This is a genomic window from Micromonospora sp. NPDC047521, from assembly GCF_055587305.1.
In genome coordinates this window covers 146,477-161,564 of sequence record NZ_JBVJGN010000007.1, presented here as the reverse complement: position 1 = coordinate 161,564, position 15,088 = coordinate 146,477, and the positions used below count along the sequence as shown (strand labels likewise).

Sequence of the window (15,088 nt, the reverse complement as noted above, 5' to 3'; positions counted from 1 at the left end):
GGGTGCAATGGGGGTATGGGTTTCCTCCGTACCGCGAGTCTGTTCGCCGCCACCCTGACCACCGGCCTGACCGCCGGCCTGTTCGCCGCGTTCGCCTACGCGGTGATGCCCGGTCTCGGTCGCACCGACGACCGGACACTCGTGCTCGCCATGCGGCGGATCAACGAGTCCATCCTCAACGGATGGTTCGCGCTCTGCTTCGGCGGCGCGCTGGCGTTCACCCTGCTGGCGGCGGCGCTGCACCTGGGTGGCGGGCGTCGGGCGGTGCTGCCGTGGATCGTGGCCGGGCTGGTGTCGTACCTGGTGGTCCTCGGTGTCACCGCGATCGTCAACGTGCCGCTGAACAACGCGCTGGCCCGGGCCGGCGACGCCGACCCGGCCGCGGCGCGGGCCGGCTTCGAGCGACGGTGGGTACGCGCCAACGTCGTGCGCGCCGTCGCCTCGACGGGCGCGTTCGGGCTGCTCGCCTGGGCGTTTGTGGAGGCCGGCCGACAGTCGCACTGAGGTGCGCTGTTATCGATAACATCGACTCGGCGAAATCACCACCTTGAATGCCTGGGGTCTCTGGCCGTAACATGCCGGACACGATGTGAACGCTAACGTTCCGTCGAACCGTCCCGCCGAGCCCGCCTCGCCCGGCTGTGCTGCCCGTGGAGGTTCCATGTCCCCCCTGCCCATCAGCCGGCGCCGTGTGCTGCAAGCCGCCGGCGCCACCGCAGTCATGTCCGCGACCGGAGCGACGGTGCTCGGCCCGAGCCCGGCCTCGGCGGCCGTGGTTCCGCCGGTCCGCGCGGACATCGGTGTCTCGGCATACCCCTTCGACCCGGGTGAGGTACGGCTGACCGCCGGTCGGTGGATGGACAACCAGAGTCGGACCCTCAGCTACCTGCGCTTCGTCGACGTCGACCGGCTGCTCTACAACTTCCGGGCCAACCACCGGCTGTCCACGAACGGCGCCGCCACCAACGGAGGCTGGGACGCGCCGAACTTTCCGTTCCGGACCCACATGCAGGGGCACTTCCTGAGCGCCTGGGCGTACGGGTACGCGGTGCTGGGTGACACCACCTGCCGGGACAAGGCGAACTACATGGTGGCCGAGCTGGCCAAGTGCCAGGCCAACAACGCGGCGGCCGGGTTCGGCACCGGCTACCTCTCCGGCTTCCCGGAGTCCGACTTCACCGCGCTCGAGGCGCGGACGCTGTCAAACGGCAACGTGCCGTACTACTGCATCCACAAGACCCTCGCCGGGCTGCTCGACGTCTGGCGTCACACCGGCAGCACGCAGGCTCGCGACGTGCTCCTGCGGCTCGCCGGCTGGGTGGACACCCGCACGTCCCGACTGAGTTCCAGCCAGATGCAGTCCATGCTGGGCACTGAGTTCGGTGGCATGAACGACGTGCTGACCGACATCTACCAGCAGACCGGCGACGCCCGGTGGCTCGCCACCGCGCAGCGGTTCGACCACGCCGCCGTGTTCAATCCCCTGGCGGCCAACCAGGATCAGCTCTCCGGCCTGCACGCCAACACCCAGGTGCCCAAGTGGATCGGCGCCGCCCGCGAGTTCAAGGCCACCGGGACCACCCGCTACCGGGACATCGCCAGCAACGCGTGGAACATCACCGTGGGCGCGCACACCTACGTCATCGGCGGCAACAGTCAGGCCGAGCACTTCCGGGCGCCCAACGCCATCGCTGGGTACCTCAGCAACGACACCTGCGAGCAGTGCAACACCTACAACATGCTCAAGCTGACCCGGGAGCTGTGGCTGCTCGACCCGAACCGGACCGACTACTTCGACTTCTACGAGCGCGCACTGATCAACCATCTGATCGGCGGTCAGAACCCGGCCGACAGCCACGGTCACATCACCTACTTCACCCCGCTGCGCCCGGGTGGGCGGCGGGGCGTGGGTCCGGCCTGGGGCGGCGGCACCTGGAGTACGGACTACAACTCGTTCTGGTGCTGTCAGGGCACCGGCCTGGAGATCAACACGAGGTTGATGGACTCCATCTACTTCCGCAACGGGACCACGCTGACCGTGAACCTGTTCGCGCCGTCGGTGCTGACCTGGTCGGAGCGCGGCATCACTGTCACGCAGAGCACCAGCTACCCGGTCAGCGACACCAGCACCCTCACCCTGTCCGGCACGATGAGCGGCTCGTGGAGTGTCCGGGTCCGCATCCCGGCGTGGACGAGCGGCGCGACGGTGAGCGTCAACGGCGTCGTGCAGAGCGTCGCCACGACCCCGGGCAGCTACGCCACGATCACCCGGACCTGGGCGTCCGGCGACACCATCACTGTGCGCCTGCCGATGCGCGTCGTCACGCGCCCCGCCAACGACAACCCCGGCGTCGCCGCCGTCACGTACGGCCCGACGGTGCTCTGCGGCAACTACGGCAACACGTCGCTCAGCGCGCTCCCGTCGCTGAACGTCTCGTCGGTCGCCCGGACCAGCACCAGCACATTGGCGTTCACCGCCACGGCGAACGGATCCACGGTGAACCTCGCGCCGTTCTACGACGCCCATGGCTACAACTACACCGTCTACTGGAGTGTCAGCGGCAGCAGCGGTGGCGCCAGCCACCGACTGGTCAACGTCGGCACCGGCCTGGTGCTCGGCATCCAGAACATGTCCACCGCCGACGGCGGGCTGGCCGTGCAGTGGGGGGACAGCGGCACCGCCGACCACAACTGGGTAGTGGTGACCGACGGCGCCGCGGTCAGGTTCCGCAACGTCAACAGCGGGAAGGTCCTCGGGGTGGAGAACATGTCCACCGCCGACAACGCCCGCGTCCTGCAGTGGGCGGACAACGGCACCGCCGACCACAGGTGGACGCTTGTCGACAACGGCGACGGCACCTACCGGATCCGCAACGTCAACAGCGGCAAGCTGCTCGGCATCCTGAACGGCTCCACCGCGTGGGGCGCGCAGGCCGTCCAGGACCCGGACAACGGCAGCGCGGACAACAGGTGGAGGCTCGTGGCGAACGCCTAGGGCGCGGCGGCTCCGGCCTGGCTCAGCTGACCGTCCCCGCGCTGCGGAAGGCGCGGGCCAGCTGAGCCAGGTCGAAGCCCTCGAAGTGCGCGAGGAACCGCCTGCGGATGGCGGCCAGGTGGCTGGGCCAGGACTCCTCGAGGCGGGCGAATCCGGCGTCGGTGAGGACGGCGTTCCAGCCGCGGGCGTCCTGCTCGCACCGCTCCCGCTTCACCAGGCCCTGCTTCTCCAGCCGGATGATCGTGCGGGTCATGCCGCTGAGCGAGAGGTGGCAGAGCGCGGCCAGTTCGTGCATGCGCATCCGCCGGTCCGGCGCCTCGGAGAGGTTCATCAGGGCGATGTACTCGGTGAGCGGCAGTTGCCGGTCACCGATCATGTCGCCGTCGATCGTGCGGGGCAGCACGTGCATCACCTGGCCGAGGGCGCGTACCAGTGCCTCTTCGTCAGGTGTGAGCGGTTTCGGACGCTCTGGGGGAGTGCTGGCCATGCGCCCCAGCGTAGTTGCTTGATCTGTCAAATGCCCACTCTCGGTGTGGGGACAGCCACACCACAGCTATTTGCTTGACCAAGCAATCACCCGCTAGCGTCGGCGCGTCCACCAGAACCACTCCTGAAAGGCGCCACCATGACCAGGATCGGGATCATCCTCGGCAGCACCCGCCCCGGGCGCAACGGCGAGGCTGTCGCCCGCTGGGTCCTCGAGGTCGCCAAGCAGCGCTCCGACGCGGAGTACGAGCTGATCGACCTGCTGGACTACCAGCTGCCGCACCTCGACGAGGCGTACCCGCCGTCGATGGGCCAGTACACCAAGCCGCACACGCTCAAGTGGGCCGAGACGATCGCCTCGTACGACGGGTTCATCATGGTGACCCCCGAGTACAACCACTCCACCTCGGGCGCCCTGAAGAACGCCATCGACTTCCTCTACGGCGAGTGGAACAACAAGGCCGTCGGGTTCGTCAGCTACGGCTCGGTGGGCGGGGCGCGTGCCGTCGAGCACCTGCGCCTGATCGCCGGGGAGCTCCAGATGGCCGACGTGCGGTCCCAGGTCGCGCTGTCGCTCTTCACCGACTTCGAGAACTTCAGCGTCTTCAAGCCCAACACGTTCCACGAGGACGCGTTGAACACCACACTCGACCAGGTGGTCGCCTGGAGCGGCGCGCTCGCTCCGCTGCGCAAGCGCTGACCCGAGCGGATCCGGAGCCGGTCGCGGGAATTCTCCCGCGGCCGGCTCGGCCCGTCGGGGGCGGTGCGGTGCGGGACGGCGTACTAACCTCGGCGCCATGAGCCGACCTGCCGGCACCGGCCGACCATCGCTGTGGCGGGACCGCACCTTCGGCACGTACTGGGTCGCGCAGTCGCTCTCGGCGGCCGGTGGCGCGTTCGCCTACCTGGCGGTGCCGCTGCTGGTGCTCCAGGCGACCGGGTCGGTGGCGCGGATGGGTCTGCTCACCGCCGTCGCGGGCGCCGCGTCCGTCGTGGCAGGCATCTTCGGCGGGGTGCTCGTCGACAGGTACGACCGCCGCACCCTGATGATCGCGGCGGACCTGGCCCGGCTGGTGCTGTACGCCCTGGTGCCGCTGGCGTGGCTCGCCGGCCCACAGGTGTGGCTGCTCTTCGTCGTGCTGCCGATCTGCGAGGCGGCGGGCATGGTGTTCCAGGTCGCCGCGGTGACGGCGGTCCGCAACCTCGTCGACTCCGACCGGATCACCGAGGCCAACGGCCGGTTGCAGGCGACGTACGCGGCGATGGCCGTCCTGGGGCCGCTGCTCGCCGGTGTGGTGTCGGCCCGCTTCGGCCCGGCGACAGCCATCGCCGTCAACGCGGGAAGCTTCGCGCTCTCCGCGGCCGGTCTGTGGCTGATCCGACTGCGGTCCGTCGAGGTCGGCGACGACGTCACGGCCGCGCGTCAGCGCCCGCTCGCCGAGTTCCTGGCGGGGGCGCGGTTCCTGTGGCGGCAGCCCGTGCTCCGGGCGCTGACCGTGCTGCTCTCGGTGTTCATCTTCCTCACCTACGGCTTCACCGACGTGTTGATCTATCACGTCACGCACGACCTCGACGGCTCCGAGGGCACCGTCGGCACGGTGCTCGGAGTGGCGGCCCTGGGAACGGTGGCCGGCGCGTTGCTGGTGGCCCCACTGCGTCGCCGGCGCGGCTTCGGCGTCACCTGGATCAGCGCGCACACGATCTGCGGGTTCGCGGTGGCCGGCGTGGGCGTCGCGACGAGCGTCCCGGCGGTCACCGCGCTGACCGCGGTGTACCTGTGCTGCCTCAGCATCGGCGGGATCTGCTCGATGTCACTGCGCCAGGAGATCACCCCTGACCACCTGCTCGGTCGGGTCACCTCGGCGTTCTGGAGCACGCACTACTCACTGGGGCCGGCCGGCGCGGCGGTGCTGACCTGGTCCGCCGGCAGGTACGGCGTCCAGGCCGTGATGCTCGCGGCGGGCGCCGGGTGCCTGCTGGTCGCTGTCGGTGGGTTGTTCACACCGATCCGCCGCGCCGGTGCGGAGCCGGCCAGCGGCCAGCGGGTGCTCCGTCCCGCGCCGGCCGGCGGCTCGACCGGTTGAGACGAGCCCCGCTCAGAACTCCAGATACATGACGTGCAGGCCGACCCTGCCGAGGGTGGGGTGGCGGAACGCCCCCGGCACCGTACCGACCACCTCGAAGCCCTCGCGCCGGTAGATGTCGATCGCCGACCGGTTGCTCTGCGCCACGGCGTTGAACTGCATGCCGGCGTACCCCCGCGCACGGGCCCAGGCCAGCGCGTCACGGCACAGCGCGGTGCCCACGCCCCGCCCGCGCGCGTCGGCGGCCACCATGAAACTCGCGGTGGACACGTGCGCGCCGGGCCCGGGGCGGTTGGTGCCCATCTTCGCGGTGCCCAGGACCCGCCCGCCGTCGACCGCGACGACTGTCCGACCCGGCGGGGACTCCACCCACATGGCGTACGACTGCTCGGCGGTCATCGCGGGGTCGTAGGTGAACGTCTCCTGTGCCCGGATCACCTCCTGGATGACCGGCCACACCTGCGCCCAGTCCTGGTCGACGAACTCCCGAATCAGCACCGGGCGAGGTTAGGGCCCCGCACGAGGCTCGGACAATCCGTTTCCGGCAGGTGCATCCGTGGGGCGTACCCGGTGCGAAGCATGGGTCGTGACGAGACGTCACGGATCCGTCGCTTCGACGAAAGGCCCGCTGATGAAGATCGCACGACTCGCCGCCAGGATGGCGGTGGGCGCCATGGCCACCGCGCTGGCCACCACGGCCGTCGCCGTGCCGGCCGCCTCGGCGACCGGTAAGGCCAAGCCGCTCGGCACGACGTCCCTCGCCCAGGTGCTCACGAAGGACACCAGCGGCTTCGACCGCAACTCGCGTGACTTCGACGTGCTGACCGCAGCCGTGCTGGCCGTGCTGGAGGCCAAGCCGAACTCGCCGGTCAAGGTTCTGACCGACGGCACCGTCGCGCTTACCGCGTTCATCCCCACCGACGCAGCCTTCCAGCAGTTGGTACGCGAGATCACCGATTCCACGAAGCTGCCGAGTGAGAGCGCCGCGTTCGCGGCGGTCGCCGGTCTGGGCATCGACACCGTGGAGAACGTCCTGCTCTACCACGTGGTGCCGGGCGCCACGATCGACCGCAACACGGCGGTCCGCGCCGACGGCACGGACCTGACCACCGCGCTCGGCGCGACCATCGAGGTCGACGTGCGCACGTACCTGTTCTTCTTCCGGCAGGTGCGGCTGGTCGACGCGGACACCAACGACCGCAACGCCCGCGTCGTCAGCTTCGACGTCAACAAGGGCAACCGGCAGATCGCGCACGCCGTGGACCGGGTGCTGCGCCCGATCGACCTGCCCTGAGCAGGGACGGGCGGCGTCCGGCCTCGCGCCGGGCGCCGCCCGCGTCGATCGTCAGACCGGGCCGAGCGCGGTGATCTCCTCGCCGAGCAGGGCCGCCAGCCGCTCATGACGCCCGGGGTGGCTGCCCGGGGTCATGCCACGGCTGGGCATCTCCACGGTCATCAGCAGGTACAGGTGCAGCCGGTACAGCGCGAGGCGGCGCCGCGCCGAGTCGTCCAGGACCAGCGGTTCGGCGCTGGCGGCCCGGTAACCCTCCAGCAGGGGATGGTCCGGCTCGTCCTCGACGCGGCGGAACAGCCGTGGCGAGACCAGGTCCAGCAGCGGGTCCCCGTAGAGGTACCGTTCGCCGTCGACCAGGCCACGCAGCCGCAACCGGCCGCCCTCGCCGGGCTCGGCCAGCACGTTGCCGTCCCAGCAGTCGAAGTGCAGCAGAGCCGGTCGGCGTACCTCGTCCAGCACGTCGGCGTGCCGCCGTACCAGGGCGTGCAGGTTGTCCCCGGTGACCGGCAACCGGACGTTCCAGTCGGCCGCGTCGGCGAGCAACTCGTCGAGCATCGCGGTGAAGGCCGCCCGCCACGTCGCCCCGCCGGCCCGCCCACCGTCGTAGCCGAACCGGTCGCCAGTGACACGGTGCAGCGCGGCGAGGGCCACCCCGAGGTCGTACCGCGCCGGGCCGTCGTCGACACCGTGCCCGGACAACTCGTACAGGGACCGGCCGGGCAGCATCGCGGTGACAAGCCATTCGCCGTACGCCGGATCGCTGCCGTGGTGCAGCACCGCGGGTACGGGTACCTGCGGCGCCCGCTCGGCGACCAGCCGGAAGTATCGGGACTCGGCCGCGCAGAGCCCTCGTTCGTAGCGCAGCAGCGGAGTTCCGCCAGGTGGGGCCACCTTGAGCACCACCCGACGGCAGTCGTCGAGCGAGGCCCACCACACGGTGGCGTACCCGCCGCCGGTGAGCGGGCCCGCCTCGACGACCCGGGACCGTGGGCCGAACGATGCGCGGACCAGGTACGCCACGTCGTCGGTCGTGAGGGGACGCTGGGTCGGGCTGACCACTGTCATGACGCCGTGTCGGCCCGCCGTGCCCGGGGCGCCGGCCTGCTCGTCGGACGGGCGGCGGGGCCCGTGGTGTCCCGGCGGACCAGCTCGGCGGGCAGCACCTCGACCCTGGGAGACAGCGTCTCCGCGCCGAGCACCAGCGACATCGCCCGTACCCCCATGTCGACAAGGGGCAGCCGCACGGTGGTCAACGGCGGGGTGACGTCCCGAGCGATCGGCATGTCGTCGAAACCGATCACGGAGACCCGCTGCGGCACGGGCAGCGACCGGGCCCGCAGGGTGGCGAGTGCGCCGATGGCCATCGAGTCGTTGAGCGCCACGATCGCGGTCAGCTCGGAGTCGGCGTCCAGGAGGCGGGCGGTGGCCTCCGCGCCGCCGTCGCGGTCGAACTCGGCGTACCGGATCCGCCGCTCGGGCAGGTCCCGGCCCTGTTCGCCGAGGGCCTGGCGGAGCCCGGCCAGCCGGTCGGTCGTGGTGGTGAGGATGCGCGGGCCGGCGACCACGCCGATCGCCAGGTGCCCCAGCTCGCACAGCTCCCGGCCGGCCAGGTAGCCGCCGGTCCTGTTGTCGGGCATCACCGCGTCGCCGGAGTGCTCGTGCCGGCCGATCACCGCGACCCGCCCACCTGTCGCCTCGTACGCGGCGAGCTTCTCGTTGAGCTGCCTGGTGAACGCCTCGTCGTGGTAGCCGGAGCCGGCGAGGATCAGCGCCGCCACCTGGTGGCCGCGCAGCAGCTCCACGTACTCCAGTTCGCGGTCGGGGTCGCGGTAGCTGTTGCAGATCATCAGCAACCGGCCCTGGTCGGTGGCGACGCGTTGCAGGCCACGGGTGATCTCGGCGAAGTACGGGTCGGAGACGTCGTGCACGATCACGCCGACGGCGCTGCGGTGCGAGCGGGCCAGCAGTTGGGCGTGCGCGTTGGGCACGTACTGCAACTCGGCGACGGCGGCCAGCACCCGTTCGCGCAGCTCGTCGGTGACCGGTTTGCTGCTGCCGTTGATCACGCGGGAGGCGGTGGCGGGTGAGACACCCGCGCGTCGCGCCACGTCGGACAGGGTCGCCATGGCCGCCCCCTCGTTCTCTTGACGGCTTTTCGCCGTGCCGGCTAGCGTCACGGTACCGCAGTGAAAGCCCTTTCCCGCAGGGAGGCCCGGCCGTGTCCGATCGCTTCGCGGTACGCCAGCCCGATCCCCTCGCCGTGCTGCCCGGCGGCATCGGGGTGTCCCGGCTGCGGGTCTACGACGCGGTAGCGCCGGACGGCGTGGTCGGTGGCACCCCGCACGTGCACCTGTGCTGCACCGAGGGGTACGTGGTGACCGACGGCGAGGGCGCGGTGCAGACGTTGACCGCCGACGGCTACCGGGAGACGCCGTTGCGGCCGGGCGCGGTGGTCTGGTTCCGGCCGGGCACCGTGCACCGCCTGGTCAACGGCGGCGGGCTGACCATAGTGGTGCTCATGCAGAACAGCGGCCTGCCCGAGGCCGGCGACGCCGTGCTCACCTTCCCGCCCGAGGTGCTGGCCGACCCGGACGCGTACGCCGCCGCTGTGGCGCTGCCCGACGGGGGAGCGCCGGGGGTCGACGTGCGGGCCGCGTACCGCCGGCGGGATCTGGCCGTGACCGGCTTCCAGGCGCTGCGGGCCGGTGGCCCGGCGGCGCTCGCCGCGTTTCACGACGCCGCGCTGGCGTTGCGGCGACCGCTGGTGGCCGACTGGCGGCGGCGGTGGGCGGCCGGCGCCGGCCGGGCCGCCGCCGGCACCGGCGAGCAGCTCGACGCGCTGGAGCGGGGCGACGCCCGTCACCTGGGCGACGCCCGGGTGTACGCGGTGGGGGAGCCGGTCGAGCGGGGCCGGCTGGGCATGTGCGGTCTGCTGGACGCGTACCCGGCGACCGGCTGACCGTCCCGCAGGGACTGTCGCGCCGGCGGCGCAAACACATCGAGGAAAGGCCTTGCCTGCTTTTCGGGCGCCGCCTACGCTCCAGGAAAGCGTTTGCCTGATCGCCGATCGGCCCGGCCCACGGGTGCCGAACTCCGAGGAGGTTCCGTGTGACCGAGAACGCTCTGCACACGGCGGACCCGCGGGCCACCGCCACGGCGGCCACCGGCGACGCTGCGTCGTCCACGGTGGCCGGTCCCGCGCCCGGAGGTGGAGGCCGCCCACCGCGACCCACGCTGGGCCGTCGCGCGGCGGCCGTGGCCGACTCCCTCTGGCGTCCGGCGCTGGTACTCGTCGCGCTGTTCGTCGCCTGGTGGTTCGTCGCCGCCCGGGAGTACGTGCCCAACTACCTGGTGCCCACCCCCGGCCAGGTCTGGACCACGATGACCGGGCAGTGGTCAGAGTTGGCCCGCCACACCCTCGTCACCCTCTACGAGACGGTGCTCGGCTTCGTCCTGGCCGCCGCGCTGGGGCTGGCCGCCGCGGTCGGCATCGCCTACTCACGCACCCTGGACAAGGCGCTCTACCCGATCGTCCTGTTCGCACAGGTCATTCCGAAGATCGCCATCGCCCCGCTGCTCGTGGTCTGGTTCGGTCTCGGCCTCACCCCGAAGGTCATCCTGGCGGTCCTCATCGCGTTCTTCCCGGTGGTCATCTCCGGCGTGGCCGGCCTGCGCTCCACCGACCCGGAGCTGCTCGACCTCGCCGCCACGATGGGGGCCGGCCGCTGGCGGACGTTCCGCAAGATCCGATTCCCGAACGCGCTGCCGCACCTGATGGCCGGCCTCAAGGTGGCAGTCACCCTCGCGGTGGTGGGCGCGGTCGTCGGCGAGTTCGTCGGCGCCAGCGAAGGGCTCGGCTACGTCCTGCTGCTGGCCAACGGCAACCTCGACGCCGCGCTGCTGTTCGCCGACCTGATCCTGATGTCCGCCATCGGCATCGTCCTGTTCGTCCTCGTCGAGGTCGCCGAGGCCCTGCTCATCCCGTGGCACGCCAGCCGTCGCGCCGGCGTACCGCTTACCACCTCCTGACCGACCCCATCACGGAGGCACCGATGAAACGCACCGCCACCACCATCCTGGCCACCGCCGCACTGCTCCTCGCCACCACCGGCTGTGGCGGGGGCGACTCCGCCGGCGACACCAACGCCGACGGCAGCAGGCAGGTCACCCTCACCCTCAACTGGGTGCCGTACGGCGAGCACGCGCCCTTCTACTACGGCCTGCAGAAGGGCTACTACTCCGCCGAGGGCATCGACCTGAAGATCCTGCCCGGCAACGGCTCGGGCAACACGGTCAAGCAGGTCGCCCAGAAGCAGACCGACTTCGGCTGGGCGGACAGCCCGGTGCTGCTCAAGTCGGTGGCCAGCGGCATGCCGGTGCGCAGCCTCGGCGCGTACCTGGAGAAGGGCCCGTCCTCCGTGGAGTTCTTCACCGAGGAGAACATCACCACCCCGGCCGACCTCAGGGGCAAGACCGTCGGCGGCACACCGGGCGACGCCCTCTACGCGACCTTCCCGGCGTGGCTGGAGAAGAACGGCCTCAAGAAGGACGACGTCAAGGTCGTCAACGTGGACGCCGCCGGCAAGATCGCCGCACTGGCCGAGGGCAGGGTCGACGCGATCATGGGCTTCTTCCACGACCAGGCGCCGACGATCGAGAGCAAGACCGGCAAGAAGGTCGACGTGCTGCTCTTCGCCGACTACGGGATGAACCTGCTCGGCACCGGCCTCGTCGCCAACACCCAGACCCTCCAGAAGGATCCGGAGCTGGCCCGCAAGTTCGTCCGGGCCACCCAGAAGTCGTGGGCCGACGCCGCCCGCGACCCGGCCGGCGCGGTGAGCGCGATGACGGCGCTGGCCGAGAACGAGCCCGCCCCCGAGGTGCTGACCAAGCAGCTCGCCCTCAACCTGCCGCTGATCGGCGCGGACGGCCCGCCCGGGGTGAACACCGAAGCCCAGTGGAGCGAGACCATCGACCTGATGTCCCGCTACGCCGAGCTGAAGAACCCGGGGGCGCCCGACGCGTACTGGGACGCCTCCTACGCGGCGCAGGGGTGACCCGGTGACCGCCGCGCCGGCGCGCGCCGGCACCGCCATCGGGATGGCCGGAGTGACCGTCCGCTTCAGCTCCCGACGGTCCCAGACCACAGCCCTGGACGACGTGTCGCTGGACATCGAGCCGGGAGAGTTCGTCACCATCGTCGGTCCGTCCGGCTGCGGGAAGTCCACCCTGCTGAAGATCGTCGCCGGTCTCGTCACGCCGACAAGCGGCGAGGTGTCGTTACTGGAGCGTCCGGTACGCGGCCCGCAGAAGGACATCGGCTTCGTCTTTCAGAAGGCGGCGCTACTGGAGTGGCGCGGCGCGCGGGCCAACATCCTGCTCCAGGCCGAGATGCGCGGCATGGACCGGACGCAGGCGGCCCGCCGGGCGGACGAGCTGATCGAGATGACCGGCCTGACCGGGTTCGAGAAGGCGTTGCCGCACGAGCTGTCCGGTGGCATGCAGCAGCGCGTGGCCCTCTGCCGCGCCCTGCTGCACGCCCCGCCGGTGCTGCTCATGGACGAGCCGTTCGGCGCCCTGGACGCGCTGACCAGGGAGCAGATGAACGCCGAGCTGCACCGGATCTGGCGGGAGACCGGCACCACAGTGGTGCTGGTGACCCACTCCATCGCCGAGGCGGTCTTCCTCGGCACCCGGGTCGTGGTCATGAGCGCCCGGCCCGGCCGGATCATCCGCACCTTTGCGGTCGAGCTGCCGACGCACCGCGACTACGCGCAGGTGATGTCGGATCCCCGCTTCGACCGACTCGCCACCGACCTGCGCCTGTTGCTCGGCAGCGCGGCCGCCAACCACTGAGGACGCGGGATCGGCACGACCAGCACGACGGAAGGAACACCATGACCCGCAGGTCGATCGGCATCATCGTCAACGGCGTGACCGGAAGGATGGGTTACCGGCAGCACCTCGTACGCTCGCTGCTGGCCATCCGCGAGTCCGGCGGCGTGACGCTGACCGACGGCACGACCATCTGGCCGGAACCGGTCCTGGTCGGGCGCAACGAGACGAAGCTCCGCGAGCTGGCCGAGCGGCACGGCCTGACCGACTGGACCACCGACCTGACGTCGGCGCTGGCCCGCGACGACGTCGAGATCTACTTCGACGCCCAGGTCACCCAGCAGCGGGAGAAGGCCATCCGGCAGGCCATCGAGGCCGGCAAGCACATCTACACGGAGAAGCCCCTCGCCGAGGACACGGCCGCCGCGCTCGACCTCGCCCGGGCCGCCGACGCGGCGGGCGTCCGCACCGGGGTCGTGCAGGACAAGCTCTTCCTGCCGGGGCTGCGCAAGCTCAAGCGGCTCGTCGACGGGGGCTTCTTCGGCCAGATCCTGTCGGTGCGCGGCGAGTTCGGCTACTGGGTCTTCGAGGGCGACTGGCAGCCGGCGCAGCGTCCGTCGTGGAACTACCGGGCCGAGGACGGCGGCGGGATCGTGGTGGACATGTTCCCGCACTGGCACTACGTGCTGGAGGAGCTGTTCGGCCGGGTGAACGCCGTGTCCTGTGTCATCGCCACGCACGTGCCCGAGCGGGTGGACGAGGCCGGCAGCACGTACGCGGCCACCGCCGACGACGCCGCGTACGCCGTCTTCGAACTCGACGGCGGGGTGATCGCGCAGATCAACTCGTCCTGGACGGTGCGGGTGTACCGCGACGAGCTTGTGGAGTTCCAGGTCGACGGCACGGAGGGCAGCGCGATCGCTGGCCTGCGCAACTGCCGGGTGCAGCACCGGGCGGTCACCCCGAAGCCGGTCTGGAACCCGGACCTGCCGGCCACCGAGGACTTCCGCGCCCAGTGGGCCGAGGTGCCCGACAACGAGGAGTTCGACAACGGCTTCAAGGTGCAGTGGGAGGCGTTCCTGCGGCACGTGGTGGCCGGCGAGCCGTTCCGGTGGGACTTCCTGGCCGGCGCGCGCGGCGTGCAGCTCGCCGAACTGGGGCTGCGCGCGGCCCGCGACGGCGTCCGCGTCGAGGTGCCGGAGCTGCGGGCGTGAGCGCCGCCGAGGTCGTACTGCCCGGAGGGCGGCGTCACCTGCTGACCGGGGGCGGTGGGTTCGCCAGGCCGTCGACACCCGCGACCGGTCGCGTCGCGTACGCCGCCGCGCACGTGGTCGCCGACCCGGGCGCCGAGAACGTGCCGGGCGCCCCGGCGGCCGTGGACTGGGACACCACGCTCGCGTTCCGCCGACACCTGTGGTCGTACGGGCTGGGGGTCGCCGAGGCGATGGACACCGCCCAGCGGGGGATGGGGCTGGACTATTCGGCGACCCGGGAGCTGATCGGGCGCAGCGCCGCCGAGGCCCGCGCGGTGGGCGGCCGGATCGTCGCCGGCGTCGGCACCGACCAGCTGCCGGCCGGCCCGGCAACCCTTGCCGCGGTGACGGCGGCGTACGCCGAACAGCTCGACGACGTGGGCGGGGCAGGCGCCCGGCCGGTGCTCATGTGCAGCCGGCACCTGGCCGCCGCGGCGCGCGGCCCGGAGGACTACCTGCGGGTGTACGACGAGCTGCTGAGCGCCGCCGACGAACCTGTGGTGCTGCACTGGCTGGGTCCGATGTTCGACCCGGCGCTCACCGGCTACTGGGGCGCGGTCGACCTGGACCTGGCCGCCGACACGGTGGTCGAGCTGATCAAGGCGCACCAGTCACGGGTCGACGGCATCAAGGTGTCGCTGCTGGACGCCGACCGGGAGGTCGCGTTGCGCCGTCGCCTGCCGGCCGGGGTGCGGCTCTACACAGGTGACGACTTCCACTACCCGGAGCTGATCCGGGGCGACGAGGTGGGCCACTCCGACGCGCTGCTCGGGGTGTTCGCGGCCATCGCGCCTGCCGCCGCCGCCGCGCTGGCCGCCCTGGACCGGGGTGACGTGGCGGCGTACGACGAGATCTTCGCGCCCACCGTGCCGCTGGCGCGGCACCTGTTCGCGGCGCCGACCTGGCACTACAAGACGGGGATCGTGTTCCTGGCCTGGCTGGCCGGGCACCAGGACCACTTCACCATGGTCGGCGGCGCGCAGTCCGGCCGGTCTCCGGCGCACCTCGCCACCCTGCTCACCCTTGCCGACGCGGCCGGGTTGCTGCCCGACGCCGAGCTGGCCGCCGCCCGCGCCCGAGCCTTGTTCACGGTGGCGGGAGTGGCCCAGTGAACGCGAGGAGTGAGCCGGGTTTGCGAGCC

The 15,088-nt window shown here is 71.4% G+C and carries 15 protein-coding genes; 11 read left to right on the top strand and 4 right to left on the bottom strand.

The features are described 5' to 3' along the window. The first annotated feature begins 15 nt into the window (after nucleotides 1-15). Nucleotides 16-504 carry an anthrone oxygenase family protein gene (locus ACZ6N8_RS17770; protein WP_466011132.1) on the top strand — a complete coding sequence of 163 codons (489 nt, stop codon included), beginning with the start codon at nucleotides 16-18 and terminating at the stop codon, nucleotides 502-504. 157 nt (nucleotides 505-661) lie between these two features. Then, complete coding sequence (locus ACZ6N8_RS17765) at nucleotides 662-2,995, top strand: beta-L-arabinofuranosidase domain-containing protein (RefSeq protein ID WP_466011130.1); 2,334 nt, start codon at nucleotides 662-664, stop codon at nucleotides 2,993-2,995. Nucleotides 2,996-3,017: 22 nt separating this feature from the next. Here ACZ6N8_RS17765 and ACZ6N8_RS17760 read toward each other — a convergent pair whose 3' ends face one another. Next, nucleotides 3,018-3,482, bottom strand: coding sequence for a MarR family winged helix-turn-helix transcriptional regulator (locus tag ACZ6N8_RS17760; protein ID WP_466011129.1), 465 nt, complete (start codon nucleotides 3,480-3,482; stop codon nucleotides 3,018-3,020). A 138-nt stretch (nucleotides 3,483-3,620) separates the two neighbouring features. Between ACZ6N8_RS17760 and ACZ6N8_RS17755 the strand changes: the two genes are divergently transcribed. After that, on the top strand, nucleotides 3,621-4,181 hold the full coding sequence (locus ACZ6N8_RS17755; protein WP_466011128.1) for an NADPH-dependent FMN reductase: 561 nt from the start codon (nucleotides 3,621-3,623) through the stop codon (nucleotides 4,179-4,181). Between the two features lie 97 nt (nucleotides 4,182-4,278). Next, the gene (locus ACZ6N8_RS17750) at nucleotides 4,279-5,565 is read left to right on the top strand and encodes an MFS transporter (protein ID WP_466011126.1); all 1,287 of its coding nucleotides are present in this window, start codon (nucleotides 4,279-4,281) and stop codon (nucleotides 5,563-5,565) included. A gap of 12 nt (nucleotides 5,566-5,577) precedes the next feature. Here the strand turns inward: ACZ6N8_RS17750 and ACZ6N8_RS17745 are convergent, their stop codons facing one another. Then, nucleotides 5,578-6,063: a GNAT family N-acetyltransferase gene (locus ACZ6N8_RS17745; RefSeq protein ID WP_466011124.1), complete on the bottom strand. Its 486-nt coding sequence runs from the start codon at nucleotides 6,061-6,063 to the stop codon at nucleotides 5,578-5,580. A 133-nt stretch (nucleotides 6,064-6,196) separates the two neighbouring features. Here ACZ6N8_RS17745 and ACZ6N8_RS17740 point away from each other — a divergent pair, with 133 nt between their 5' ends. Continuing rightward, a complete protein-coding gene (locus ACZ6N8_RS17740) occupies nucleotides 6,197-6,859 on the top strand; it encodes a fasciclin domain-containing protein (protein WP_364364264.1) in 663 nt (220 codons plus the stop codon). Nucleotides 6,860-6,910: 51 nt separating this feature from the next. On the opposite strand, the gene ACZ6N8_RS17735 is transcribed toward ACZ6N8_RS17740, so the two are convergent. Together ACZ6N8_RS17735 and ACZ6N8_RS17730 are read right to left on the bottom strand one after the other, a co-directional pair. After that, nucleotides 6,911-7,924, bottom strand: a complete 1,014-nt coding sequence (locus ACZ6N8_RS17735) for a phosphotransferase family protein (protein ID WP_466011122.1) — start codon at nucleotides 7,922-7,924, stop codon at nucleotides 6,911-6,913. Beyond that, nucleotides 7,921-8,985: a LacI family DNA-binding transcriptional regulator gene (locus tag ACZ6N8_RS17730; RefSeq protein ID WP_466011120.1), complete on the bottom strand. Its 1,065-nt coding sequence runs from the start codon at nucleotides 8,983-8,985 to the stop codon at nucleotides 7,921-7,923. Before ACZ6N8_RS17730 ends, ACZ6N8_RS17735 begins: the two co-directional genes overlap by 4 nt. A gap of 92 nt (nucleotides 8,986-9,077) precedes the next feature. On the opposite strand from ACZ6N8_RS17730, the gene ACZ6N8_RS17725 reads away from it, so the two are divergent. From ACZ6N8_RS17725 to ACZ6N8_RS17700, 6 genes are all read left to right on the top strand, one after another. Beyond that, on the top strand, nucleotides 9,078-9,818 hold the full coding sequence (locus ACZ6N8_RS17725; RefSeq protein ID WP_466011118.1) for a cupin domain-containing protein: 741 nt from the start codon (nucleotides 9,078-9,080) through the stop codon (nucleotides 9,816-9,818). Between the two features lie 149 nt (nucleotides 9,819-9,967). Continuing rightward, entirely contained in the window at nucleotides 9,968-10,888 is a 921-nt protein-coding gene (locus tag ACZ6N8_RS17720) for an ABC transporter permease (RefSeq protein ID WP_466011116.1), read from the top strand. 23 nt (nucleotides 10,889-10,911) lie between these two features. After that, nucleotides 10,912-11,916 (top strand): ABC transporter substrate-binding protein, encoded by a 1,005-nt coding sequence (locus ACZ6N8_RS17715; protein ID WP_466011114.1) that lies wholly within the window; start codon nucleotides 10,912-10,914, stop codon nucleotides 11,914-11,916. 43 nt (nucleotides 11,917-11,959) lie between these two features. Further along, the gene (locus ACZ6N8_RS17710) at nucleotides 11,960-12,715 is read left to right on the top strand and encodes an ABC transporter ATP-binding protein (protein WP_466011406.1); all 756 of its coding nucleotides are present in this window, start codon (nucleotides 11,960-11,962) and stop codon (nucleotides 12,713-12,715) included. A 41-nt stretch (nucleotides 12,716-12,756) separates the two neighbouring features. Beyond that, complete coding sequence (locus tag ACZ6N8_RS17705; RefSeq protein ID WP_466011112.1) at nucleotides 12,757-13,908, top strand: Gfo/Idh/MocA family protein; 1,152 nt, start codon at nucleotides 12,757-12,759, stop codon at nucleotides 13,906-13,908. Further along, on the top strand, nucleotides 13,905-15,059 hold the full coding sequence (locus ACZ6N8_RS17700) for a dihydrodipicolinate synthase family protein (protein ID WP_466011110.1): 1,155 nt from the start codon (nucleotides 13,905-13,907) through the stop codon (nucleotides 15,057-15,059). Before ACZ6N8_RS17705 ends, ACZ6N8_RS17700 begins: the two co-directional genes overlap by 4 nt. Nucleotides 15,060-15,088: the final 29 nt, after the last annotated feature.

What these genes read in the sequence shown, in the direction of transcription:
- ACZ6N8_RS17750 (WP_466011126.1), top strand. Translation starts at nt 4,279, where the DNA reads ATGAGCCGACCTGCCGGCACCGGCCGACCATCGCTGTGGCGGGACCGC.
- ACZ6N8_RS17740 (WP_364364264.1), top strand. Translation starts at nt 6,197, where the DNA reads ATGAAGATCGCACGACTCGCCGCCAGGATGGCGGTGGGCGCCATGGCC.
- ACZ6N8_RS17765 (WP_466011130.1), top strand. Translation starts at nt 662, where the DNA reads ATGTCCCCCCTGCCCATCAGCCGGCGCCGTGTGCTGCAAGCCGCCGGC.
- ACZ6N8_RS17755 (WP_466011128.1), top strand. Translation starts at nt 3,621, where the DNA reads ATGACCAGGATCGGGATCATCCTCGGCAGCACCCGCCCCGGGCGCAAC.
- ACZ6N8_RS17760 (WP_466011129.1), bottom strand. Translation starts at nt 3,482, where the DNA reads ATGGCCAGCACTCCCCCAGAGCGTCCGAAACCGCTCACACCTGACGAA.
- ACZ6N8_RS17710 (WP_466011406.1), top strand. Translation starts at nt 11,960, where the DNA reads ATGGCCGGAGTGACCGTCCGCTTCAGCTCCCGACGGTCCCAGACCACA.
- ACZ6N8_RS17705 (WP_466011112.1), top strand. Translation starts at nt 12,757, where the DNA reads ATGACCCGCAGGTCGATCGGCATCATCGTCAACGGCGTGACCGGAAGG.
- ACZ6N8_RS17730 (WP_466011120.1), bottom strand. Translation starts at nt 8,985, where the DNA reads ATGGCGACCCTGTCCGACGTGGCGCGACGCGCGGGTGTCTCACCCGCC.
- ACZ6N8_RS17715 (WP_466011114.1), top strand. Translation starts at nt 10,912, where the DNA reads ATGAAACGCACCGCCACCACCATCCTGGCCACCGCCGCACTGCTCCTC.
- ACZ6N8_RS17770 (WP_466011132.1), top strand. Translation starts at nt 16, where the DNA reads ATGGGTTTCCTCCGTACCGCGAGTCTGTTCGCCGCCACCCTGACCACC.
- ACZ6N8_RS17735 (WP_466011122.1), bottom strand. Translation starts at nt 7,924, where the DNA reads ATGACAGTGGTCAGCCCGACCCAGCGTCCCCTCACGACCGACGACGTG.